The sequence below is a fragment of the Mesorhizobium erdmanii USDA 3471 genome (assembly GCF_000472705.1).
GTDB lineage: Bacteria > Pseudomonadota > Alphaproteobacteria > Rhizobiales > Rhizobiaceae > Mesorhizobium > Mesorhizobium erdmanii.
In genome coordinates, this window is sequence record NZ_AXAE01000018.1 from 1 (window position 1) to 25,324 (window position 25,324).

A 25,324-nucleotide genomic window follows, 5' to 3' on the forward strand; every position below is an offset into this window, starting at 1 on the left:
GAGAGACCGGACCGGGATCGCACGATGTGATCGGCGATCTGCTGCATCGGCTGGATCTTCATGGCGATGTGGAACCAGTCGATGATGTGGGCCGTCGGCTTTGGCATGGCGCGGGGCAGCCGCTTCAGGATTTCGGCGCCNTCCGANATCACNGTGACGTCGCCAAAGCCGCTATATCCTTCTTGCTGAAGCGCATGGAGCGCTCGATCCCGGATTGCCCGTTGGTCGGTGCTGCTGGTCGCGAAATAGCGGCCGCCACCTTCGCCCCGCCCGCCGCGGCCGCATCGGGCCACGACGAGCTCGAAGTTGCGCGCTGAATTGGGATCGGCGCTGCGAACATGCGCCAGTATCGATGCTGATGACGAACTCTTTGCGGCGATCGCCGGGCAGCTGCATTTCAAGCTGGCGTCGTTCGTCCGTTTGGGCACTTGCGTGCAATTCTTCGTCAGCAACCTGATCGTCGAGCCGTTCGCCAATCCTGATGGTTCGCTTGCGCACGGTGGCATGCGTCTCGGTCGGCTCAACAGGTAGGAATTCGGCAAGCACATCCGCTGCCCGTCGGTACGGCATCATGCTCCCCAGCCGCGCCGTCAGTTCCATCAGCTCGGCTGTCGCTCGATCGGGGCAGATCTCCTTCAGCGGCGCGAAGGCAATGACCATGCCCGGGTAACAATCTCGGCACATCATCCAGCGAGGATTGCGCACCTCCACGGTGCCGAAGACGGTCCGGATCTGGCGCGTCGTGTAGTCCTTGACCGGCCGAAACCTGTGGCAATCCGGGCAGACCCGGCGAAAGAGCGAATACGTCTCCGCCTCGTGGTTCACAACCGCGCTCTGCAGCGCCGTCATGATCGTCTTACCGTCCTCGATCGACAGGCCAATGTCGCCGTCAGACAGACGTTCCCAGCTCTTGTCGATATGGACCGCCTTCCGGCAAACGTCACCGAACTCGTTCCTGCCCTCGATCGTGATCGTCCATTCTACCGCCATCGCTTTCCCTCCGAACAAAGCGACGCTCATGGACTACGCGGACCTAACAATCCTTATTCGACCCCAGACAAATTACCGGTCTCAACAGATATCAACGGCCGCGTATCTCATTGGGGAGATCGCCTCTTGCGAACCTATCTCTACGAGGCGGCAAGCGTACTCATGCATCGAACGAAGAAATGGTCTTCGTTGAAGGCGTGGGGCCTTCGTCTGTCAAAGCGGATAGGTATGAAAAAGGCGAAAGTGGCGGTTGCTCGCAAGATCGCGGTTCTGCTCCACTGCCTCTGGGTTGACGGCACCAGCTTTGAGTGGGGCGGCGAAAAGAAGGCGTGACAGATCCGCACTCGATCCCAATCGCGGGCCCGTTTCCGGAACCCGTGATGTCCCGCCGGGACGGTGTTTGTGGTGACCTCGTTGAATCGGCTGACGTCGACTTCGAACTTCGTTGCACACGTTGAGGCGCCCGACCCGAACATCATCATGAGGCATTCGACCTCGGAAAGGACCATGACCCCGGCGATGACAGAGCGAAACTCGGATTGACAACCACCCGCAATTAAAGGGCCGATTCACAGTCGGCCCGCATCCGGCGGCGGCACAGCCGCGGGCGTGCTCGCTTCCACAGTCGACGGCTGCTCCATAGCCAGATACTTCATTCGCCAAGCGTCCACTTAAATCTAAGCGGACACTAACGCCTCAAGGTAGGCGTCAGTAGGCGGCCTTCGTCGTATGCGTACGGCATGGCGAACGACAATCACGAACCAGACGAGCCAGCTCTCGCCGCATAACTGCCCCACAGTTCCTCATGCTCCCCTTATCGACCTGAAGCAGGCTCTAGGCGCAAGCCTCCATGTGTAAAGCAAGGCCAGATTGCCCCGTCGGGCAAAGGATCTTTGAAGCGCCATTGGAACGGCGATACATAAAGGCCGCCAAGCTGCCGCAGACATTGCGGGGCTGGAGTTCAGGGCGGGGGCTCTAGATTGGGTAGAAGCCGGATGCACCGGTGGAACGACGGTGCGTTACTCCCGCAGCATGCGCCCCAGCGCCAACATTAGTGGCTTAGTGATCACATCGCCGGCATCGGACAATGCGTGTGGATGGGACGCAAAGCGCGCAATGACCATCTCCGCCTTCGGCGCAATATAAAGCCGCTGCCCGTGGATGCCCCGGGCTTCGACAGCGCCGAGCTCATTGTGCGTTACCCACCACTGGCTCCGATAGGTATAGCTATCTGCAAGCGTGGCTGAATGGCGGCCGCGCTGGACGTCGTCAAAGATCGAAGCTGGAATGATCTGGATACCATTCCATGTACCCTCGCACCGCATCAGTTCCCCGAAGCGCGCAAGGTCACGCAGGCTCGTGCTCAATCCGCCACCCGCCATCGGCATACCGGCGCTATCGACGATGATATACGCGTCGTCTTCGCAGCAAAGCGGGTGCCACAGGCGGTCCTGCAGTAGTTTCGCGAACGAGTGTCCCGTCACCCGAGCCATAACCCACGCCAATACCTCGGTGTTGATGGTCAGATAATTAAAAGGGCCACCGTGCGAGCCCTTGCTGCGAACGGTTTGCAGGTAGTCGCAAACCGTCTGCGGCCCCCCATAGCCGGCGAACCTTGGACTAAAGCCGCACGCACGTGCATATTCCCACAGATCCGAGTTCTCGTCGGCGTAGACTTCGGTGTGCGCCAGGCCGGTCTGCATGTCCATCACCTGGCGCAGGGTGGCGTCTGCCCAGCCCGATCCCTGCAGCTCCGGAAGGTAGTACGGGATCAGCTTGCTGTCATCGAGCACGCTTTCGTACACAAAAGCCGCGGCGAGGGTGCCTGCATAGGACTTTGTCACCGAATGACAGGCGTGCGGGCGATGCCGCTCAAGCGCACCCAAGTATCGCTCGTATACGATGCGGCCACGATGTAGCACCAGGATGCCGTCGGTGTAAGTGTCGAACAGCGCCTCGTCGAATCCGCGAGAACGGCCGTTGGTGTCTGTAAATGCCAACGCCTCGATCTCGCTCGTTTTGTCGAGGGTCTCCAGACCCGATAGGGCGCCCGGTCCGCGCCTCACATTGACGGTAGGGGTGAGTTCGCGCATGTGCGATAGCGACCACCGGATCTGCGGGAAGCCGCGGAAGGCGTCGCCTTCGAATGTAATTTGTTTGTCAGCGGGTGGCGGCGTACCCTGCATCCAGCCCAGGACGCCGGGGTCGGACGCGTAGCCATCGAGATAGCGAACTCCATCCAATTTCAGCGTGCCCATGTGATCCTTTTCGTGACCAAGAGTACGCTCGCGAACTGTGAGCGCGACTAGGCTAACTTCTAATGGTGACGAGCGGAGAGCGGGTCAAATGCGGTATCGAGATCAATGGGATAGATGGGCCTGCGAGCTCGATGCCAGCTGTAAGCAGCCATCTTGCCTGTCGTGAGGCCTGGCGGATCAGTGGTCACAATCGCCTTTGCCCTGGACTCGAAAAAAGCTCTGAAATGAACGGCCGATTTGACGCAAATGATATGATACTGGGTGATGTCCGCACCAGTTAACAAGAACGGACGGTCGTCATAAGTTTGATCGTACAAATTCTGCGTAACGATAATTTCTACATTTCCGACACGCAAGCGAGCGGTTTTCCCGTAGGATACCGGCACTTGTGCATACATAGGGGTTACATATATGGCATTACCGTTTGACAGTGCGCAGACCGTTGCGTCGCGGAGCTCGATAGGCGTGCCATGAAGTTCGTCAGTCTTTGCGCCGAGCAAACCAGATACTTTCCCCCCTACGCCTACCTCATGAGCAAGAGCGGCAATCTCAGGGTCGTACATGTATCCAAAAATCGCCTTGGGAAGATTTCGGGTCAAAATCTCGCGTAAAAGATGGGTTCCATCCCCGGGGGCCCCGCCCCCCGCATTGTCAGATGTCTCATTGATGACGATATACCCGCCGCCAGGCTTGTTGAGCTCGGCCAGAGCCAGATCAACAGCCGCGTCCGGCATGGGGAAATCATCCGCTTTCATGTGCCCACGTATGTCCCAGATGTACTTGGCGATCTCGGAAGCGGCCTCCGCTGCGCCATTTTCTGCGACAACCACGACTGACGCTCCAACGGACGGCACATCAGCAGCGGCGAATCCCTGGAAGAACGTTGCATCAATTAGGTGATGTTGATCAACGTAATCGGCGATATACGCTGTCACAGATTTCAAGGGTTCAACCGAAGTCTGGCCCATTTTGAAAACGAGCAGAGGAAGTTGAACGAGCGCCGTTTGAGGGGGCACCTCGCCGCGCAGCATGCCGATCAACGTTTTCATGGCCAGGTAGCCAGCTTCCGCCATATCGGTGTGGGGATATAGCTTACAGCCGAACAGGCCATTCGATAATTCAACCATTTGCGGCGTAATGTTCCCGTGCAGATCAAGCGCAGCGGTAATGGGCATGTCCGGCCCGACGACCTCCCGCAGTCGTTCTAACGTATACGCTTCCAAGTCATCGGTGTTCTCCGCACACCCGGCGCCGTGGAGCATCATGCAGATCCCTGCATATTCGCCCCTCCGTGCGTCGGCGATGCGAACAAGTTCTCCGACGACAAATTCAACAGCCTCTGTGGTGAGTTTCGGGCCCGCGATATCATGGACTGCCACGCCCGGGATCAATTCGACAGCATGGTCTTCGGCCGCTCTTATCATTCCCCCCAGATAGTCAGGCGTGTTCCGAAATTGGGTGAAAATGTCGTCACCCATGAGCAATCCATTCGGGGCCCAGCGATCGAGATCTGCGGTACCGGGGGCAAAGGTGTTGGTTTCATAACCAATCCTACCGAACAATATTTTCATAAGTTCCTCACGTTGGGCGCACTTCGGTATTCCTCAGGTTCCCGGCCGAGCAGTGTCTAGGATACTCCCGGGACGAACGCGAAGTGCTGCTCGATGTCTGCAGACGCCAGTCGTGTTGAGATCAAACGGCTAGCGTCAGATTGGCGTGGTGCACGCACGTGTCGTGTGCACCACGCCAGCCAGGATCAAATCAAGCTTCAAACCAGCAACGGGCAAAGTTCTTCGCTTCGCCATGGAAGTGATCACCGACGAAGCCCTGAACGTTCTTGGCTAAGCCATTTATGGAGGCTGCGAACATCAGGGTGATGTGGCCTGCGTCTTCCTGCACCATTTTCGCCGCATCATGGTAGATTTGTTTGCGCTTCTCAACATCCAACTCGGACCGGGCCTGGGCAAGCAGTTTATCAAATTCCGGCCGGTGCCAGTAGCTATCATTCCACGGCGAGTCACTCGCAAAGGGCTGCGTAAACGCCTGATCTTCCGTGGCAAGACTGCCGAAGTAGGATACGCAGAACGGCTGTTTCATCCATACATCGCTCCAATAACCGTCGCCCGGCACGCGTTTTGGATTGATGGTGATGCCGGCTTTGGCGGCTGATTGCTGAAAGATCTCTGCCGCGTTGACGGCGCCTGGAAATATGGCTTCTGAGGCGATGAGCTCAATCCGGCCGCTATGGCCTGACTTCTTATAGTGAAAGCTGGCTTTGTCGGGGTCGTACTCGTGCTGCGGCAACGGAGAATACAAGGGATAGATTGAATTGATAGGGTTGTCGTTCCCAATCGAGCCGTAGCCTGATTGCGTCGTTTTCAGGATAAGCTTGCGATCCACGGCGTACTTGAGCGCCAGCCTGAGATCAGGATTGTCGAAAGGCGCCTGGTCGGTCCGCATAAGGAAGTAGTAGAACGTAGTCGTGTCGGCCACATCGACCTTTACGGTTGGGGCGCTCTTGATCCGTGCAACCAGATTTGGTGTGATTTTCGATGCGAAATGTGTCGTCCCACCCAAAAGCGCCGAAAGCCTTGCGGAGTCGTCATTGATGACCACAATTTCGAGCTCATCGAAATACGGCTGCTCGGGCCTGAAATAGTGGGGATTGCGCTTGAAGCTGTAGCGGATGCCTGGCTGTGCGGCCGTTAGGATGAAGGGGCCCGTGCCGATGCCTTTGCTCGGATCCTCTCCTTCGGGCTGGGCGATGATATTGGTCATCAGATAGGGGAAGTTCACGTCGGGTCCTGTCAGAACGACCGACACCTGATAAGGACCTTCGGACGTGATGTCTTTAATGCCCTTCATCTGCGGGGCATAGCTTGACTTGGACGCAGGATCGCGGTGCCGATTGAGCGAGTAGACCATATCGCTGGCACTGAATTGTTTGCCGTTGTGAAAGATTACATCCTTTCTCAGGATGAAATTCCAACGTTTGGCGCCCTCGCTGGGCTCCCAGCTCTCAGCCAGCTCGCTCCCCAGCTTTCCATCCGCCGTACGCTCCAGCAACCGATTCCCAAACTGGTAAGAAGCGAACACCCCGGCTGACGCAATGATGTTGGTGGGGTCGAGCGTGTCGGTTGACGATCCATTGTCGACCCCAACAACAAATTTGCCGCCTCTGGTCGGCGTCTGCGCCCGTGCCATCGAAGGCGCAAGGGAGAGACCGGCAAGAGCCCCAGCGCCCAGGGCTGCGGTGGAAAGTAATTTGCGCCGGTTAATCAGAAACTCCGGCATTTTGCTGTCCTGTGTCATTGTGTTCCCCTTTTTTTGTTGATCTGTGTTCGTGGATGCGCCGCCAAATGTGGTCGTTTTGCTGGACACTGCCCGACAGCAGCTTCCAAGCCCATGCGCTTAACGGGCCAATCATTCCACTTTCAGGCAGGTTCCTTTCGCGCGAGCTTCTCGGGCCATTGCCTATAAGTGTGGTTGGGAAAAACCGAGAGGTAAACCGTAATTATTATGATGTCTGCATAAGTGTAACTTATGCGGAATGGCTAGAAGGCCATATGGCAGCGTGCGACTTCGGCCATTCCTGTCGACATTGCGGGTGGGCGCCGGGCGTCGCCTGTCAGGGCTGATCATCCGGGGCGCCCGCTATGATCCAGTCCTTCACCAGCTTTGCCTCGGGGGCTAGATCAACTGAACGATTGCTAACGATGAAGAATGCGTAGCCGGTCGCCCAGGTGGCGGGGAGGGCGGGCACGAGTAACCCTTCGCTTAGCGGATGGTTGACAAGGTGGGTCCACCCCAACGCGATGCCTTGCCCGCCGATAGCCGCCTGCACCACCAAGCTATAATCATTGAGGCGCAGGCCTTCGCCGACGTCGGTGAATTCAACCCCAAAATGGGCAAACCAGTCCTTCCAGGCCGGCCGCGGCCTATGCGGCTCGTCGAGGTGAATAAGGGTTCTGCCGGCAAGATCCTCCAAATTCTGGGGCACACCCGACTGCATGAGATAGCTGGGGCTGCAGACCGGGATGAGGTTTTCACCGCCGAACCGGAACGCACGATAGTTCGGCCAGTCACCCAGTCCTCGGCGCACACCGATCAGATGAGGATCAGGTCCCAGATCGGTGTCACGGTCAGCCGTCTGGATGCGGATTTCAATCTCGGGGTGCTGGGCCCGAAATTTCGGCAACCTCGGGATTAGCCAGTGGCTGGCGAACGCGGTCGATGACGACAACACGACATGCTTGTCCTCTGTCGTGCGCCGGACGGCCTCGGCCGATCGAGCGATATGGCCGAGACCCATCGCCACATCGCTGTAGAAGCGCTGGCCGGCGTCGGTCAGCACGATCCGTTTGTGCTGCCGCACAAACAGGTCCACGCCAAGGTCTGCTTCTAGGCTTTTAATGGCCGAGCTTACAGCGGCTTGGCTGACACGAAGCTCTTCGGCTGCGTTCGTGAAACTTAGATGTCTCCCTGCGGCCTCGAAGGTAATTAGGCCGGCCGGGCTCGGTATGCGTAAACGGGGCATTGCATAACCTTTGTTTATGCAGACATCAAAATAATTGCGGTTTACCTATGCGCTCCTACCAATCAAACTTATAGAAGGAAAAGAAAAAGGGAAGACGGAAAAGCATGTCCGAGCCAGAGGCGCCGACACCGCGACCACGAGGCCGCTCAAACCGACGTGCTCCAGCAGGTGGCCATGAGGCAGCAGCTGTTCTGGCCGGTGTCGAGCTTCGGATCCGGCCCTACGATCTCCTTTCTGAGGAAGGGCTTTTGGCCATCGAAGACGCCGCGGCCACCATCCTGGAGGAAATCGGAATTGAATTTCGCGACGATCCGGAATCGCTCGACCTATGGCGTGCCGCCGGCGCCAAGGTGGACGGCGAGTTGGTTCGCTTTCCCCGGGGGATGCTCGGCCTGATACTGAAAACCGCACCATCGACGTTCACGCAGCATGCCCGAAACCCGGCACGGTCCTTGAAAATTGGCGGCCCGCATGTCGTGTTCGCGCCGGCCTACGGTCCGCCTTTCGTGCGCGACCTGGACGGTGGACGCCGATACGGGGCGCTCAGGGATTTCCAAAACTTGGTCAAACTCGCCTACTCCATCCCTTGGCTGCACCATTCCGGCGGAACGGTCTGTGAGCCAGTCGACATTCCGGTGAACAAGCGGCACCTCGACATGGTGTCTGCCCATCTGCGCTATTCGGACAAGCCTTTCATGGGCTCGGTAACCTCGGTCGAACGGGCGGAAGACTCGATCGAGATGGCCCGTATCGTTTTCGGCCGAGAGTTCGTCGACCAGAACTGCGTCATCCTCGCGAATATCAATGCCAACTCTCCCCTCGTTTTCGATGCCACCATGACAGGCGCGCTCAAGGTCTATGCCCGCGCCAATCAGGGGACGGTAATCGTGCCTTTCATCCTCGGCGGGGCTATGGGTCCGGTGACGACGCCCGGCGCCATCGCACAGTCGTTTGCGGAGACCATGGTGGGCTGCGCCCTGACCCAGTTGGTGCGCCCTGGCGCTCCCACCATCTTCGGCAACTTTCTGTCTTCGACCGACCTTCGTACCGGGTCACCAACCTTCGGCACCCCAGAACCGGCATTGGGATCGTTGGTCGTGGGCCAGCTCGCACGCCGTCTGGGCCTGCCGCTGCGTTGCTCAGGCGCCTTCACGTCGTCAAAGGTGGCTGACGGTCAGGCGATGATGGAAAGCGCGGTCGCCATGCAGGCCGCCGTCCAGTGCGGCGCGAATTTCATTCTACATTCGGCAGGTTGGCTCGAAGGCGGGCTGACCATGGGCTACGAGAAACTGATCCTTGATGCCGACTTCTGCAGCGCGTTGCACGTCTACATGGCTGGCCTTTCAGTCAATCCCAACCAGCTGGCGCTCGACGCATTCCGCGAGGTAGGCCCAGGCAAGCATTTCTTTGGCTGCGCCCACACAATCGCGAACTATCGAACGGCTTTCTGGGAGTCGGAAGTCGCTGACAACAACAGCTTTGAGCAGTGGCGTGACGCCGGGGAAAAAGATTCCCTGGTCCGAGCGAACGCGCGGTGGAAGAAGCTGCTTGTCGAGTACGAGGCCCCGCCTCTTGATCCGGCCATCGACAACGCGTTGGCCGATTTCTGCGCGCGGAAGAAGTCCCAGCAAACTGACCAGTGGTACTGAGCAGTCAAGGTCAGCACCCCACTCAATTTTCTCGAGTTCGGACAAGGCAATGAAGATTCGTTCTGTAAAGGCGACTCCGGTAAACATACCACTTGAGAAGCCACTTTGGTGGACTGGCGGACATTATCCCGGCACATCCAAGGTGATCGTCGAAGTTGAAACCGACCAAGGGCTTGTTGGTCTTGGTGAGGCCCCTTCTGTCGATGTCTTGGCAACAATTCTAGCTATGGGCGAAAGGCTGGTCGGTCAGGATCCTCTCGACATCGCAAATTGCGAATCTTTGACGGTCCCGCCATGGCAAATTGTCCAAAATACGGATGACAGTTCCGTCGTAAAAGCTTTCGGTGCGATCGAAATCGCTCTCTGGGATATCAGGGGTAAAGTAGCGAAGGAGCCCCTTTACAAAGTGCTTGGCGGAGCAGTCAGAAAGCAGATCACTTTTACTGAGTATTTTGGCTTCCGTGAAGGGGGAGAGATGTCTCCGGAAGCCGTGGCTGACTATTGCGTACACATGCGGGAGCTTCACGGCTCGACGATGTTCGAGGGTAAACTCATCTTGGGAGACCCGGTCCTTGAGATCGAGACCGTGAAGGCGCTCCGCTCCGCTTTGGGGCCTCGCGACATGATCCGGCTCGATAGCAATATGCAGTGGTCCTTGCCGACCGCTATTCGGATCCTTCGCGAAATCGAGCCTTTCGATATCAGGAATTATGAGGATCCTGTAGCTACCTTCGAAGAGATGGAAGTATTGCGTCGGCATTCTGCCATTCCCTTCTCCACCCATGTGCCGGATCTTCGACGGGCAGTTCGTATCGGCGTGCCGGATTTTATTGTCACCAATTTTGCGGTTCTCGGCGGGATCTCCCGTGCCGTTCGGTTTATCGGCGCCTGTGAAACCATGGGGGTTGGGTTCTGGTGTTATTCGGGTGACGCCGGCGTGGCGACCGCAGCCTACCTGCACATGTCGGCGGCAATGCCGTGGATTACCGAGCCCTCCCAGTCACTATTCCGTTGGCAGATCGGCGATGTCATCCAGGGCGGTCCGTTCCGCCAGACAAACAATGTCGTCACCGTACCTGAAGGCCACGGCCTGGGTGTGGTGCTCGACCGAGGTGCGCTAGCGACCTGGCACGCCCATTTTATCGACAATGGACCTCTCGACCATTTCTTTGACCCAGCTCGAGCTGGTCGGTTCAGAAGGCTTCCACTCGCTTAGCGAGCGCTCATCCGGCCGATCCCTCAATTCAAAGCGATCGCCTCCTCCAGCCCAAAGCGGACAACCATGACAGCTGAGAAACAATTTCCAACGCACGCCCGCGCGGTCGTCATCGGCGGCGGCGTTGTCGGATGTTCCATCCTTTTCCACCTCGCAAAATTCGGCTGGAAAGACAGTGTGCTCCTTGAGCGAGACGAGCTGACGAGCGGGTCAAGTTGGCACGCGGCGGGCCAGATCCATACCATTAGCTCAGATCCGAACATCAGCCGCCTTCAGGGCTACACCATCAATCTCTACAAAGAGATAGAGGAAACCTCCGGCCACTCTGTCGGGCTTCACAGCACCGGGGGCTTCTACCTCGCGTCAAACAAGACCTGGTATGAATATCTGAAACGGGAGCGGTCGAAGGCTCGTTACATGGGGCTCGATCAGGAATTCATCAGCGTCAAAGAGGCAGCCGAGCGGCATCCCCTCATTGATCCGAGCCACTATCTCGCTGCGCTGTGGGACCCGCTGGACGGCGATGTCGACCCTTCGGGCGTCTGCTATGCTTATGCGAAGTCTGCCCGCGTTCACGGCGCCCAGTACTACACGCACACCCCCGTTGTCGAAACACGCCAGAGGAAGGACGGCACCTGGGACGTGGTTACCCCGAACGGAACCATTAACGCCGAACACGTGGTGAACGCCGCCGGGCTCTGGGCGCGTGAGGCTGGGAAGCTGGCCGGCGTGACGCTGCCCGTGCAGCCCATGGAGCATCACTACCTGATTACGGAGGATATCCCCCAAATCGTGGACAGAATGGCTTCCGGCAAGCGTCTTCCGGCAGGCATCGACTACGAGGCCAACATCTACTTCCGCCAGGAGCGCAATGGGATGCTGCTCGGCACTTACGAGCCCAAGTCCACGCCTTGGAAGGTTTCAGGCACCCCGATGGACTTTGGTCACGAACTGCTGCCATCCGACCTCGAGCGGATCGCGGACCGCCTTGAACTCGCGTTCGAACGCATTCCGGCGCTGGGCCAGGTGGGCATCAAGACCGTTGTAAACGGGCCTTTCACGTTCGGGCCTGACGGAAACCCGATGATCGGCCCGGTGCCCGGTCTGCAAAACTATTGGGCCGCGGTCGGCGTTATGGCCGGCTTCTGCCAAGGCGGCGGTGTCGGCCGGTCGATTGCGGAATGGATGATCGAGGGCGAACCTTCAATTGATGTCTGGGCTATGGACATCGCCCGGTTTGGCAACTTCGCTACGGCCGACTGGGGCACAGTGAAGTCCTCGGAGAACTATGAACGCCGCTTTGTCATGACGTTTCCCAATGAGACGCTGCCGAAAGGACGGAAGCAAAAGACGACGGCGCTTTACGATCGCCTGGTCGCAAAGGGCGCAGTCATGGGCGTCAGTTTTGGGTTGGAGCATGCTCTCTGGTTCGCCGACGGGCCGGAAGATGCCCACGAAGAGCCGACGTTCGAGCGCAACCGCAGCCACGACTACGTCGCACGCGAGATCGAGAGTGTCCGGACGAGTGTGGGCGCCATCGAGATCGCCAACTATTCGAAGCACGAATTTGCCGGACCGGGCGTGCGAGCCTTTCTCGATCACGTCCTCGCCGGGAAACTCCCCAAGCCTGGCCGGATCGCGTTGACCCCCATGTTGACTCCCAAAGGCAAACTCTATGGAGACCTTACGGTCGCCTGCCTCGCGGAAGACCGCTTCATGCTCTTCGGATCCGGTGCCGCGCAGGAGATGCACCGCCGATGGTTCGAACGGCATCTGCCGGCCGAGGGTGTTACCTACGCCAACCGTTCCGACGAACTTCACGGGCTGGCGATCTCGGGTCCGAAATCAAGAGAACTCCTTTCGCGGATTACGCGCGAGGATGTTTCCCACAACGCTTTCAAGTTCCGGGATATCCGGGAATGCGTCGTGGGTGACGTTCCGGTGATTCTCTCCCGCCTGTCGTTCTCGGGCGAACTAGGTTATGAAATCTATTGCCGGCCGCAATTCCTTATCCGCTTGTTTGAGGCGGTCGAAGAGGCAGGCGACGACCTCGGGCTGCGTTTTTACGGGAGCCGCGCCCTCATGTCGATGCGCTTGGAGAAGAACTGGGGTGTCTGGACAATGGACTTCCGGCCGGATTTCGACGCCACTGAAAGCGGACTGGCCGCATTCATTGACTGGAACAAGGACTTCGTCGGGAAGGAAGCCGCAGCCAAGGCGCGCGACGAAGGGCCTGCTCGGAAGCTTGTCGGATTGACGATCGATGTCGACGACCGTGATGTTGTCGGAGACGAAGCGCTGCTCAAGGATGGGGTCGCGGTCGGTTATATTTCCTCCGGGGGCTATGGGCACCGCGTCAAGAAGTCTCTTGCGCTAGGGTACGTTCCCGTCGAGTTCGCTAGCGAAGGAACCGTGCTAGATGTCGAAATCGACGGGCAACTGTTTCCAGCAACGGTGATGGCCCAAGCGTTCTACGATACCAACGGTCATTTGATGCGATCTCAGTTGGTTCAGTCGCTTCCAGCTGAGGTCGCAAAGGCTGGTTGAGCGTCACGCGGCGCTCATCTTTCCCTGCTTTGGAGGCATCTTGTCAATCGATAACGCCGACCGATGTTGTTCGAATTGCGCCCCATGCGTCAGCCGCATAAATAAAAAATCTCTCCAGGAAGTAAGTTGAAGGCGAAATCTGTATAGGAAGTTGCGAAAAGTTTCAACCCGAGCAGTGTAACGTAGAAATATACGAGAGTCGTGTATTCTCTACGAATGTAGAAATTATATCGCGTCCAGTGCAGAGAATAAGCTAATAGATGCGCAAGGAAAGGGGAACTAATATGATTGATGAAGTGCGCTTTCTCGCCAAGCAGGTCGCCAACGGAAAGTTTTCGCGACGCGCTTTTCTAGGTCGAGCCGCGGGCCTCGGTGTCAGTGCAGCGTTTGCCAACAACCTGCTTGCAACTGTCGCAGGGGCGGAAGGACCTCTTAAGGGTGGCATACTGAAAGCCGGTCTGCAAGGTGGAGCGGCGACGGACAGCCTCGATCCAGCTGCCATAGGCAATGCAGTTACCTTCATCTTCAGCCGTCAATGGGGCGAAGCGCTCGTTCAGCTGGACGCGGATGGACATTTGCAACCGGCACTTTCCGAGGAATGGGGATCGTCGCCGGACGCCAAAGTCTGGACCTTCAAGATTCGCGAGGGCATCGAGTTCCACAACGGCAAGGAAATGACCCCGGCAGACGTACTCGCCACTATGGAGCGCCACTCGGACGCCCATTCGAAGTCGGGCGCGCTCGGCATCATGCGGGGCATCGACAAGATTGCGGTTGACGGTCAGAACGTGGTCTTCACGCTCAAGGAAGCCAATGCCGACCTGCCGTTCCTGATGGACGACAACCATCTGGTGATCCAGCCGAATGGTGGCAAAGACAATCCGACCGCAGGCATTGGCACCGGCCCCTACAAGGTTACGGTTAACGATGCTGGTGTGCGACTTGGTGGTGAAAAGTTCGGCGGCTACTGGCGCAAGGATCGCGGCTTCGCCGACCAAATCGAGATTATCATCATCAACGACGGAACTGCTCGCACCTCCGCATTACAGAGTGGGCAGGTCCAAATGATTAATCGGGTCGACCCGAAGGTCGTCGATCTCATCAAGCGCGTACCCGGCATCACCATCCGCAACGTAAGTGGCCGGGGCCACTATCTCTTTCTTTGTCATTGCAACACCGCGCCGTTCGACAACAATGACCTGCGGCTCGCGCTGAAATATGCCGTGGACCGCGAGGAGATGGTGCAGAAGATCCTGATGGGCTACGGCTCGATCGGCAACGACACTCCAATCAACAAGTCTTATCCGCTCTTTACCGAGACCGAGCAGCGCAGCTTCGATCCGGATAAGGCAGCCTTCCATTACAAGAAGTCCGGACATTCGGGATCGGTGCTCCTTCGTACGTCCGACGTTGCTTTCCCCGGGGCGGTTGACGCTGCTCAGTTATACCAGCAGAGCGCTGCCAAGGCTGGGATTATGCTCGAAGTTAAACGCGAGCCGGGCGACGGCTACTGGTCTGAAGTCTGGAACAAGCAGCCCTTCTCGACCTCCTATTGGGGCGGTCGTCCCACACAGGACCAGATGTACACGACAGCCTACTATTCAAAGGCTGAATGGAACGACACTCGCTTTTTCAATGAACGGTTCGACAAGATGCTCTTCCAAGCACGCGGCGAACTAGACGAGGCCAAGCGCAAGGGGCTCTATGCCGACATGGGCACCATCGTTCGTGACGAAGGCGGCTCGGTTGTTCCTATGTTCAACGACTTTATTGATGCCACGGGGCCACAGGTTGGCGGCTGGATTTCGGATGGCAATCAGGAATTGATGGGCGGTTACGCGTTGACTAAGTGTTGGCTGCAGACTTGAGGTCCCCTACACCATGGTTCTCCAGCTCATTGCCGAGCGCATCGCGCTCGGTATCCTGTTGCTGCTTGCAGTCTCCGTGCAGATCTTTCGCAGGAGCGCAAATCCTAGCGACGTCGCGCAATCCGGCCAGTCGGCGACGCCGGTCGCGCTCGCCAATCTATGTGAGGAAATGGGTCTCAACAACTCAGCCAATGTCAGGTATTTCTACCGGCTGTTCGGAATCCTGACGGGCAACCTTGGGCACCGCTCACGAGCAAGCTCTGTATGTCCATCAGGGAGCGGCAGTTGAACGCCTTGTTCCTGGCCTTCTGGGCGGCGATGGTCCCCTTGCCGTTTGCTATCATCTTACCGTCCGTCGGTCGAGGAAACCGAGACCTGCGATTTACATATACCTTTAAGTTAGCCTTTTGGATGACTTCGGCCGGCTACCACGATCCGGGACGAGTGCCAAACCTCGTCGGCAGGCCGTCAGTGGCCGCGCCCAGCTCGCTTCATTGCACGTAATGTACTCGGAGAGCATATTGTCCCCCTACTCGTCGAACCTGCGCAAAGTGCGCGAAATTGAATTGTGTTGGATTCCTGTGTCGGAGGGCACAAGACTCGCCGCACGCATCTTCATGCCCGAGGACGCTGAGAGCAATCCGGTTCCGGCAATTCTTGAGTATATCCCTTATCGGAGACGTGACGCTACGCGCGCCCGGGATGATCTCACCCACCCCTACTTTGCTGCGCATGGCTATGCGAGCATTCGGTTGGATATCCGCGGCACCGGCGACTCTGATGGAGTGATCCTCGATGAGTATTTAAAGCAGGAGCAGGACGATGCCGTCGAGGCTATCGCCTGGATCGCCAAGCAGCCATGGTGCAACGGTGCAATTGGCATGATGGGAATCTCTTGGGGTGGGTTCAATTCTCTACAGGTGGCGGCGCGCCGGCCGCCGGCGCTGAAGGCAATCATAACCGCGTGCTCGACCGATGATCGCTACACTGACGACATGCACTATATGGGCGGCTGCGTTATCACGGATATTTTAGCCTGGGGAACCAGTTACTTCGGCATGATGTCGCGCTCGCCGGACCCGCTGATGGTGGGTGAGGATCGTTGGCGGGATATGTGGATGGAGCGGCTCAATGTCATGACTCCAGTCTTCTCTACATGGCTCGAGCATCAACGACGTGACCATTACTGGAGACACGGCTCGGTCTGTGAGGACTTCTCTTCCATACAGGCAGCAGTTTTCGCCGTGGGTGGGTGGGCCGATGGTTATTCCAATGCCATCTTCCGCTTGCTGTCAGGATTGAAGGGGCCGCGGCTAGGTCTCGTCGGTCCGTGGGGCCATAAATATCCTCACATTGGAGTTCCCGGTCCTGCAATTGGCTTTTTGCAGGAAGCGCTGCGGTGGTGGGATTATTGGCTGAAGGGCATTGAAACTGGCATTATGGACGAGCCAATGCTCCGAGCCTATGTGCAGGACACGGTCCCGCCGGCCTCGCACTACGAGGTGCGGCCGGGCCGCTGGATTGGGGAGCCATCGTGGCCCAGTGGAAATATTCAAAGCAAGACGTTTTGGCTCGCGCCGCACGTCCTTTGCGAGACACCGAACGATCAAGCGATGCAAATGGTAAAATCACCAGAGAATACAGGGATGCATGGCGGTGAATGGTGCGCATATGGCATCGGCGGGTTGTCACCCGAGTTGCCCCTAGACCAGCGTGAGGAGGATGGAAAGTCGCTGGTTTTTGACACCGCCCCACTGGCCGAGCATCTGGAGATTCTAGGTGCACCGATTGCCGTGCTGACGATATCGGCAGACCAGCCGAACGGACTCGTCGCAGTAAGGCTGAACGATATTGCGCCGGATGGGACCTCCATTCGTGTTACTTATGGTTTGCTCAATTTGACCCACCGAGAGAGCCATGAGACGCCGAAGTCACTCGAGCCGGGAGCTCGGTATCAAATCCGTGTTCAACTCAACGAAATTGGGCACAAGTTTCCGCCGGGGCATAGGATCCGGTTAGCAATATCCACGGCATACTGGCCGATTGCCTGGCCCTCTCCGCAGTCCGTCACGCTGACCGTTTTCACTGGCGATGACAGTGGCCTCATGCTGCCAACGCGAAATGGACGCCCCGATGATGCTGATATTAGGTTTGCAGAACCTGTCACGGCGGCGCAGACGAAGAATACATTGGTGCGGCAGGGAAAGGTTGAGCGTACAGTTGGCCATGACATTGTTACGGGCGAGACCATCCACACGGTAATCCGAGACGATGGAAACTTTATAATCGACGCTATCGGAGTAGAGACTGCGTTTAAGAAAGCTACCCGTTACAGAATTCGGCCGAATGACCCGACCAGCGCCCGCATGGAAGTTTGCGAAACCTACTACCACGGCCATCCGGGATGGCGGACTCGAGTAGAGGTAGAAACAGCGCTTTCGTCGACCACAGATTGCTTTATCGTCGAGGCCGATCTGCGCGCCTATGAGGACGACCGGCGGATATTCTCCCGATCCTGGTCCCAACGAATTGCGCGCGACCTTGTCTAGCGTTGTGGAAGATACAGTTTTCCTGGTTAAGTCGGGCCGGCTAATTGGCGTTTGCAAAGCCAGTTAATAAGATGTATTGACTCCACATCCTCGGACCTGCGCATTTGTTCAGATTGTATCTGAGCAAGTAATTAATGATACAATAGGAGGTTAGATGAATAGCAGAAACACTGTGCAGGCATTTGAGACATCGGAGTTTCGAGCTCGTCTCGACAAAATACGCGTTGCTATGTCTGATGCTGAGATAGACGCGCTGCTTGTTATATCTCAAGCAAGTCAATGCTATCTCTTAGGGTATGACTCCTTTTCAGGCTTTGAACCACAAGTGTTGTTAGTGACTTTGAAAGAGGATCCCTATTTCGTTCTTCGCAAGATGGACGCCGACGCCGCGACCGAAGCAGGATGTTGGTTACCGAGGGACCGCGTTGTCGGGTATGCTGAAAGCTACGTAAGCGGCACGGGTGAGCACAGTGCATGGGATTTTATCGCACAATTCGTCAAAACGAAGGTGAGTGCTGCTGCATCTATCGGTGTCGAGGTGTCTGGACTAAGTGCGTTCGGCTACCGCAGGCTCTTCGCGGCATTGGAAGGCCACGATCCGCTGGACGCCAGCGGCTTGGTAACGTCTTGCAGACTGGTCAAGTCTGAGCGCGAACTATTTTATATGACGGAAGCCGCAGAGATGGCGGACCGTTCGTTACTAGCTGGCATCGACAAAATTTCCGCCGGCGCGCGGCATTGCGACGCCGCCGCCGCGATTATCTCGGCGGTCTGTGCCGGAACTAAAGACATTCCGGGCGGCCCGCAGCCTTATCCGCCGGTCATCCGTGGCGGTACCCTCGACATTGCGCCCCACCAGACTTTTGTTGATTCCCTCTTCGAGGCGGGTAACCAATATTATCTTGAGTGTGCTGCTAGCCGACACCGGTACGCGGCGCCTGTGGCGAGAACTGTTCACCTCGGCCCTGCCACACCCCGCCGCAAGAGCCAACATGAAATTGTCATGGCGGGATTCAATGCCGCCGTCGACGCAATGCGGCCCGGCACAACCTGTGCCGATGTCGCTTGCGCATTTCAAGCGGTTACCCGACCGCGCGGTCTCAACAGAGAGGCACGCATAGGCTACTCTGTTGGCCTTGACTGGGTGGATGGACCGAGCTTGTGGACGAACAACGATACTGAGATTTTGCCCGATATGACCTTCCACGTTGGGATATTTTTATACGAACCCGGCGAAAATTACGCAATCAGCGAGACGGTTCGGGTCACCGAAGCTGGTGCCGATTTGATGAGCAAAGTTCCCCGCATCCTTTTCGAGCGTCCCGGATAAAAAGCCGAGCTTCGGGTTATTTGTTCCCTTTCGACGCATGAGAAGGCCGGCATTCTGGCACGGTCTGATGGACATTAGATTTTGGCTCCGATATCCCTAGCGACGGCCAATTTGCGTGTCCCCACGGCCGGAGCGCATGGCCAAATAATCCGTAATGGAGTGTCGTGCCAGGGTGCCATGAATCGTACGCATACGGCGAAGGCGGCCTACTGACGCCTGCCTCGAGGCGTTAGTGTCCGCTTAGGCTTAAGTTACTTCCGAATGAAGTATCTGGCTATGGAGCAGCCCTCGACGGTTGATGCAAGACGTCCGCGGCCCTGCCGCTGCCGACGGGTGGGTGCGGCGCGGCTCCTGGACGGTCGAGCAGAAGCTGCGGATCGTGCGTGAGGTGCAGGAGTCCGGTGATCCGGTGTCGGTTGTGGCGAGGCGTCACGACATGAACGCGAGCCACTTGTTCATCTGGATGAAGCAAGCCCAGAAGTCCCAGAAGGGCGATTGGGCCGATCCAAGCCGTTGCCCGAGATCCCACCCACAGATCGCCTTCATTGACATGGGTGTTGTCGGTCCTGGTCTGCGCGATGTAGAGCCGGAAGAGCCGTCACCTGAGCGATCGCACACTGAAGTACCGGCTACGACCAGCCAAGCGGTGTCTACCGGTGGCCGGATGGAAATTCTCGGGCCAACGGCCGACGTGTGATCGTTGACCGCACTGTCGACGTCAGTGTCCTGCTGCGGATCCCGACAGAAGGCGCGCGTGTGGGGTTAGCCAAAGCCTACGCCCACATAAGAAGATGTGGCTTTCCATCACTGGCTCGGGCAAATTGATAAATTGGACCGGAACTCTCATCGCTTGCGACCCGCAATATGGTCCCACCATGTCAACTCAGCAGGCGGGACTGAGCATATTCCTTCAGTCCCTCGATACCCCCTTCGGTGCCAAAGCCGGATTCCTTACAAGGACTGAACGGATAATCCAAATTGAACTCCAGATGCTTGTTCACCCATATTGTTCCGAAGTCTAACCGCCGAGCGATCCGCGCCGCTCGATCTGTGTCGGCCGACCATACGGAAGCAGTAAGGCCATAAGGCGTTCCGTTGGCCCTGCGCACCACGTCATCGACATCCGTAAATGTGAGGATCGGGAGAATCGGGCCGAACTGCTCATCTTTGACGAGCGAGGCTTCATCGGAGATCTCCGTCACGATGGTAGGGTTGATGAAATAGCCAGCAAGAGCTGGCGCTTTACCTCCTACAACGATGCGACCGACTTTCTCCGCTTCGTCCAAGTATTGAAGAACTTTATCGAACTGGACCTTATTCTGCAGAGGACCTACGGTGACATTGTCTTCCAAACCATCGCCCACAACTGCATTTCGCGCCAGAGCGGCAAGGCATTCGCAGAAGCGATCAGCAATGGCGGCGTGAACGTAAACCCGCTTGATTGCAGTACAGACCTGTCCGCTATTGAGAAATGCCGCGTCGAAAATGGCCTGCGGTACACGCTTCAGGTCGACGTCGTCGAACACGATTGCCGGATCATTGCCACCCAATTCCAAAGAGAGACGCTTTAAGCCCTGAGCAGCAGACGTCATGACGGCTTTGCCGGATGCGGTGGATCCCGTAAAAGAAATTTTTGCAATACTGGGATGGCTGACGAGCTTTGGACCAAGTGATCCATCGTCCGCGATGATCTGAATAAGCCCTGCCGGAACAACATCCCTAATGAGTTCGCCGAAGCGCAAGGTCGCCAAGGGAGTGGTCGGTGCCGGCTTAATTATTATGGAATTTCCGGTGATAATGGCTGGCCCGATTTTGGATATTGCAGCCTCGAGTGGAAAATTCCACGGCACTATTCCTGCAACGATACCGTACGGGACAAAGTATTGTTCCGTGTATGCCCCCGGACTCTCGTTAAGGACGACAGAGCGCAACTCCAGGCCTGAACAGTGCTCAAGAAATTCGGCGCATGAGATGGTTTCGTTCCGAGCTTGCTGAAGCGGCTTTCCCTGCTCCAACGTCAGAAGGCGTGCAAGTTCCTCGACGTTCTTGCGCAGTACACCGGCCAAGGCAAGAAGGAGACTGCTGCGCACCGTCCACTGTTCGGCCCGCCAAGTCACAAAAGCCCGCTCGGCAGCGTCGATCGCCTGTTGCAGAACTTCCGCTCCGGGTACTATTGCGGCTCCAACAGTGCCTAGCGTCGCCGGGTTTGTGACCTTGAGTTTCGAGCCGTCACGGACGAGAGAACCATCGACCAGCGAGTAAAAGTTTCTTATATCCGCCATATGACTATCGCACTCCATTGTGGCAAACATGCTGTTTGTCGCGCTCATCAACTTCTTTCCCTACCGAACATGCTGTTCAATGCCGATTTTAGCAGACCACTTTAGATCGTCACCGGGCGATGGTTTGTGGCCTTGCGACAGGTGAAATTGGACATCAGAGTCTGGGCGCACGTCGTGGAATTTCGGAGGCGGTACCCGTCTCAACACCATTACTATTCCCCATTCCATGGATCCGGTTCTTCTCGATGACTCCCCCAAGGAAGTAAGTATCAAGCTCCGTGTGGCTAGAGGCAGATAACGGCAAATTGCATCAGCACAACGGTCACCATCAGGTGCCTCGTTGGAATGGCAGCCTGTCCCCAGAGCGATTAGGGGGCGCGTGTCTGCTTCGTGGGCGCTTCTCGAAAAAAGTGAGCAACCGGCCCCGACAACTTCGCGGCGAACGAGAAACCGACTATTCTCATCGACACATTTCCCGTCATAACCCTGCAACAGCCGCAGAATGAACGAGACGGCGCAGCCTCAAACGATTCGTCTGATGGTCATCGCCGACCGACCGACCTGTGCATCATCTCACCCAGTTTCGCCAGATAAGTTTCGTTCTGAGCGGTCCATGGGAACGAGAAGTTAAGCGCTACGAAGTTTCGGAAGGAGGCCTCGATCGAGAAGATAGGACCCGGGAGAAAACTGAAGTCGGATTCTATCGCTTGAAGCAAGGCGCTAGTAGCATCGAAGCCGACTGGCCCTCGTACCCAGCACATGAACCCGCCGACGGGAGGCGATACAACACATTCACTTGGAAAATGTTCTGCGATTAATTCGAGGCCCCGTTGCATTCTCGCGGCAAGTGTGCAGCGCAACTGTCTCAAATGTCGATCCTGACTACGGGTAGCCAGAAACGTGGCGATCGCGCGCTGGACAATACCATCACCGCTGTTCAGTCCATGTGCATACTGGTGAGTCATCAAACGTCGTGTGTGGGTGCCGGCAATGATCCAACCCAATCCATACGCTGGCGGGAGCGAGGCCATGAAACTGCCGAATTGCACCACGATATCGGACGGATCGTGTTGTTTGAACGAAGGCTGTCTGCTGCCGTCGTAGTTCAGGTCGCTGAACATGTCATTTTCGAGAATGAGTACCTGGTGTTGGCGAGCAATTTCCACAACACGGCGCATTGTTTGCTCGGAATAGGTTACGCCTGTGGGATAGTGATTGGAGCCCATAAGCAATGCCACGCGAACCGAATTAGAGCGGACAAGATGCAGGAAATGTTCGGGATCGATGCCCGAGCGCGGGTGGGAATAAATTTCCACCACGGAGAGGCTCTTGCGGTTCAATCCGGCTAGCATTGGAAAATAAGAAGGGCTTTCGACAAGAATGACGTCTCCTGGCTTGGTAAATGCATTGAGGCACATGTCGAAGCACGACATGCCCGTGTTGCCGACAACGATTTCCCCGTGTGCTACGACGCTCCCCCGCCTTGATGCGCGGCGTGAAATTTCATGTCGCAACTGCACGTCGCCTTGTGGTGAATCGCATCCAGCAAGCCTTGTCTCGCCTTGGCGCAAGAGCTGGCGCAACAGTCGGTCGATGTCGTTGCGGTCGAATAGGTCCGGACTTGGGTAGAAGCTGCCGAATGCGCCAAGCTCATTTGAATACCAAATATGTAGCAAAGCCTCAGGCAGATTTTTTACAGTCTCTCCATGGACATCGTGGCTATTGTTCCCTGTGTCTGTCACTGGCGCCGGCACACCGACGACATAGAAGCCCGACCGGGGCCGGGCCTCGCAAACTCCCTCAGCCTCCAAGAGTTCGTATGCATGATGCACTGTCATCGGGCTATAACCGGTATCTTCGCTTAACTGCCGGACAGACGGCAGGCGATCGCCCACCCTCAGAGTCCCCGTGCGAATGCCGCGCTTGATGTGGTCAACGACAAATTCGTAGCGGCGCATAGCCGATGTCTTGGGAACATGGGTCATAGGATTGGAGTTCATATCGTAACTGGCACCTGCGGTGTCTCCACAAGAAAGCTTGTTTTACCTCTAAACGAACAATGGGTGGCAGTCCGATCCGTTGCGGTGCTTGAGCCTTGTGCAACGCCGTACCCGGCGATCGAACAATATGGATTCATCTGAACCGGCAAAATGCACAAAAGCCACCTATTCCGCGGAGCACAGTTTCTGGCGAGGAGGCGTTTCGAGGTTTTGCTTTGGAAGCTGGGCCGTCTGTGCTGAACGAATTCTCTGGAATTTGACACTGGTGCATCTCCAGATTTTTGTTTCTTTTGTCATAGCGGTAACGTTCAAAGTTGCCAGGCGCTGAGGAAGGTTTATGGAAACGGTCGTTATCATCGGAGGAGGACTAGCAGGACATCGTGCTGCCACAACGCTCGCCGAGCTGTGTCCTGAGCAGCGCACGGTCCTAATTCATGGCGAGAGCGGGACACCCTATGACAGGCCGCCGCTGTCCAAGGACTTTCTCTTAGAGGGCAAGAGGCCGACCCTGAAAGGGTCTGAGCTGTATGCAAAGGGCGTCGTTTTGCGGGATGGAACGAAGGCCACTCTCATCGACCCCCTTCGACGCATCGTCCATACTGATAACGGTGATCCGGAACACTACGACAAGCTTTTGATCGCTACGGGATCTCGGGCCCGGCATTTGGAGAACTTCAGTGTGGACCCGGTACAAGTTCACTATCTGCGCACTGAATCAGACGCGTTGCGATTACGCGGGGTTCTTGCGCGTGGCAAACGGCTGGCAGTCATCGGCGGCGGTTTTATAGGGCTGGAGGTATCGGCGATCGCTCGCCGCTTGGGGTGTCAAACAACGGTTTTTGAGCTGGCGCCGCGACTGCTGCCGCGCAGCGCCTCGCTCTCCTTGTCAGAATGGGTCGCGACGCGACACGCGAGCCAAGGTGGTGAGCTCCGTTTGAACTGCGCAAATCTGCGCATGTCGAATAATTCAAAGGGCGAGGTCCTTCTGACTTGGGATGGAGGGTCGGCCGTTGCTGACATGGTCCTTATTGCGGTCGGGATCGGGCCAAATGCGGAAATCGCCGCTGACGCCGGCATCGACACCGCCGACGGGATCGTTGTGAATGCACGCTGCGAAACGTCCGTTCCCGGAATATATGCTGCCGGAGAAGTGACGAACTATCCTGTGCCCGCGCTCGGCCGGCGGCTACGCAGTGAGAGCTGGACTGTCGCCGGCGATCAGGCAGTTGTGGCCGCACAAGTCATGTGCGGTCTGGATGCACAGTATCAGGACCTACCTTGGTTCTGGTCCGATCAGTGCGGCGTAACCCTCCAGTCGTACGGACTGCCAGCCCTCGCGACGCGCCTGTATCGCATCGGGGACGTCGCGAGCGAACGGTGGCTGGAGATTGGCATCGATGACCATGGACGTTTTGTCAGTGCCGTGGGGGTCAACCCTGGTCGTGACATGACGCAACTCCGACGAGACACAAAGGCTGGCAAGCCAATATCGCCGGACATTATGAGCCGGGCCGAGGAAGTCGATCCGTCCGACCTATACCTGGCAGCTGGCTAATTACGGCAATCGGAGTCAATTGTGACAACAGCAGAAAAAAGCATAGATACTGAGCCGCAAAATTCTGAATGGATAATTTTTTGCGCTCTTTCCGATCTTCAAGAGGACTCCGTAACGCCGTTCGATATGAACGATAGACGCGTCGCTATCTACCTGATTGACAACAAAGTATATGCGACCACTAACGTGTGTTCACACGCTTTCGCTCTCCTTTCCGATGGCTGGCTGGAGGGGACTCTTATCGAGTGCCCTTTGCATGGTGCTCAATTTGAAATCACTTCGGGACAAGTGGTTCAAGGCCCGGCTGACTGTCCGATCACCGTGTTCGAGACGAAGGTGGAAGGCGGCCAGGTCCTGGTGCGTCTTCCCGTAGCGTAAAGTCGCGCCAGAGCAGGCCGAAACTCGCGGTACATTAGTGCGCGTGCACGTATTCGAGTGCCTATGGCAGCGCCTTGGACAGACGGCATCGTCTTTCGCACCAGGTGCCATCGGAGATCTGTGACATCGCGTCGTGTAAGCCTTGGGTTGCATCGACCAGCTCAA

Annotated in this window: 17 protein-coding genes and 1 pseudogene; 11 read left to right on the plus strand and 7 right to left on the minus strand. The window is 57.0% G+C overall.

The genetic code is table 11. The annotated features are described in order from the left end of the window. Positions 1-171 precede the first annotated feature (171 nt). A complete protein-coding gene (locus A3AU_RS1000000138945; protein WP_167335239.1) occupies positions 172-1,020 on the minus strand; it encodes a hypothetical protein in 849 nt (282 codons plus the stop codon). A 54-nt stretch (positions 1,021-1,074) separates the two neighbouring features. On the opposite strand from A3AU_RS1000000138945, the pseudogene A3AU_RS1000000137900 reads away from it, so the two are divergent. Beyond that, a pseudogene (locus tag A3AU_RS1000000137900) lies at positions 1,075-1,323 on the plus strand (IS110 family RNA-guided transposase); the annotation flags it as partial. 686 nt (positions 1,324-2,009) lie between these two features. On the opposite strand, the gene A3AU_RS0115070 reads toward A3AU_RS1000000137900, so the two are convergent. The 4 genes from A3AU_RS0115070 to A3AU_RS0115085 all read right to left on the minus strand — a co-directional run bounded on the left by A3AU_RS0115070 (position 2,010) and on the right by A3AU_RS0115085 (position 7,785). Next, the gene (locus A3AU_RS0115070) at positions 2,010-3,248 is read right to left on the minus strand and encodes a serine hydrolase domain-containing protein (RefSeq protein ID WP_027053587.1); all 1,239 of its coding nucleotides are present in this window, start codon (positions 3,246-3,248) and stop codon (positions 2,010-2,012) included. A 59-nt stretch (positions 3,249-3,307) separates the two neighbouring features. After that, on the minus strand, positions 3,308-4,819 hold the full coding sequence (locus A3AU_RS01000000135460) for a M81 family metallopeptidase (protein WP_081709542.1): 1,512 nt from the start codon (positions 4,817-4,819) through the stop codon (positions 3,308-3,310). Between the two features lie 190 nt (positions 4,820-5,009). After that, positions 5,010-6,560, minus strand: a complete 1,551-nt coding sequence (locus tag A3AU_RS0115080) for an ABC transporter substrate-binding protein (protein WP_027053588.1) — start codon at positions 6,558-6,560, stop codon at positions 5,010-5,012. Positions 6,561-6,876: 316 nt separating this feature from the next. Further along, entirely contained in the window at positions 6,877-7,785 is a 909-nt protein-coding gene (locus A3AU_RS0115085) for a LysR substrate-binding domain-containing protein (protein WP_027053589.1), read from the minus strand. Positions 7,786-7,889: 104 nt separating this feature from the next. Between A3AU_RS0115085 and A3AU_RS01000000135465 the strand changes: the two genes are divergently transcribed. From A3AU_RS01000000135465 to A3AU_RS1000000137270, 8 genes are all read left to right on the plus strand, one after another. After that, complete coding sequence (locus A3AU_RS01000000135465; protein ID WP_051355360.1) at positions 7,890-9,434, plus strand: trimethylamine methyltransferase family protein; 1,545 nt, start codon at positions 7,890-7,892, stop codon at positions 9,432-9,434. 49 nt (positions 9,435-9,483) lie between these two features. After that, positions 9,484-10,650 carry a mandelate racemase/muconate lactonizing enzyme family protein gene (locus A3AU_RS0115095; RefSeq protein WP_027053590.1) on the plus strand — a complete coding sequence of 389 codons (1,167 nt, stop codon included), beginning with the start codon at positions 9,484-9,486 and terminating at the stop codon, positions 10,648-10,650. 66 nt (positions 10,651-10,716) lie between these two features. Then, positions 10,717-13,197, plus strand: a complete 2,481-nt coding sequence (locus A3AU_RS01000000135470) for a GcvT family protein (RefSeq protein ID WP_051355361.1) — start codon at positions 10,717-10,719, stop codon at positions 13,195-13,197. Positions 13,198-13,481: 284 nt separating this feature from the next. Further along, the gene (locus A3AU_RS0115105; protein ID WP_027053591.1) at positions 13,482-15,065 is read left to right on the plus strand and encodes an ABC transporter substrate-binding protein; all 1,584 of its coding nucleotides are present in this window, start codon (positions 13,482-13,484) and stop codon (positions 15,063-15,065) included. Positions 15,066-15,078: 13 nt separating this feature from the next. Further along, a complete protein-coding gene (locus tag A3AU_RS1000000136870; RefSeq protein WP_027053592.1) occupies positions 15,079-15,354 on the plus strand; it encodes a hypothetical protein in 276 nt (91 codons plus the stop codon). Positions 15,355-15,568: 214 nt separating this feature from the next. Further along, complete coding sequence (locus tag A3AU_RS0115115; RefSeq protein WP_032917412.1) at positions 15,569-17,614, plus strand: CocE/NonD family hydrolase; 2,046 nt, start codon at positions 15,569-15,571, stop codon at positions 17,612-17,614. A 154-nt stretch (positions 17,615-17,768) separates the two neighbouring features. Beyond that, entirely contained in the window at positions 17,769-18,944 is a 1,176-nt protein-coding gene (locus A3AU_RS0115120; protein ID WP_081709543.1) for a M24 family metallopeptidase, read from the plus strand. Between the two features lie 298 nt (positions 18,945-19,242). Beyond that, a complete protein-coding gene (locus A3AU_RS1000000137270) occupies positions 19,243-19,641 on the plus strand; it encodes a transposase (protein ID WP_051355362.1) in 399 nt (132 codons plus the stop codon). 181 nt (positions 19,642-19,822) lie between these two features. On the opposite strand, the gene A3AU_RS0115130 is transcribed toward A3AU_RS1000000137270, so the two are convergent. Continuing rightward, positions 19,823-21,274, minus strand: a complete 1,452-nt coding sequence (locus A3AU_RS0115130; protein WP_081709544.1) for an aldehyde dehydrogenase family protein — start codon at positions 21,272-21,274, stop codon at positions 19,823-19,825. A gap of 494 nt (positions 21,275-21,768) precedes the next feature. Beyond that, positions 21,769-23,184, minus strand: a complete 1,416-nt coding sequence (locus tag A3AU_RS0115135) for an aminotransferase-like domain-containing protein (protein WP_032917413.1) — start codon at positions 23,182-23,184, stop codon at positions 21,769-21,771. A 379-nt stretch (positions 23,185-23,563) separates the two neighbouring features. Between A3AU_RS0115135 and A3AU_RS0115140 the strand changes: the two genes are divergently transcribed. Further along, positions 23,564-24,781: an NAD(P)/FAD-dependent oxidoreductase gene (locus A3AU_RS0115140; RefSeq protein ID WP_027053597.1), complete on the plus strand. Its 1,218-nt coding sequence runs from the start codon at positions 23,564-23,566 to the stop codon at positions 24,779-24,781. Positions 24,782-24,802: 21 nt separating this feature from the next. Further along, positions 24,803-25,159 (plus strand): non-heme iron oxygenase ferredoxin subunit, encoded by a 357-nt coding sequence (locus A3AU_RS0115145; RefSeq protein ID WP_161633511.1) that lies wholly within the window; start codon positions 24,803-24,805, stop codon positions 25,157-25,159. The last annotated feature ends 165 nt before the right edge of the window (positions 25,160-25,324 follow it).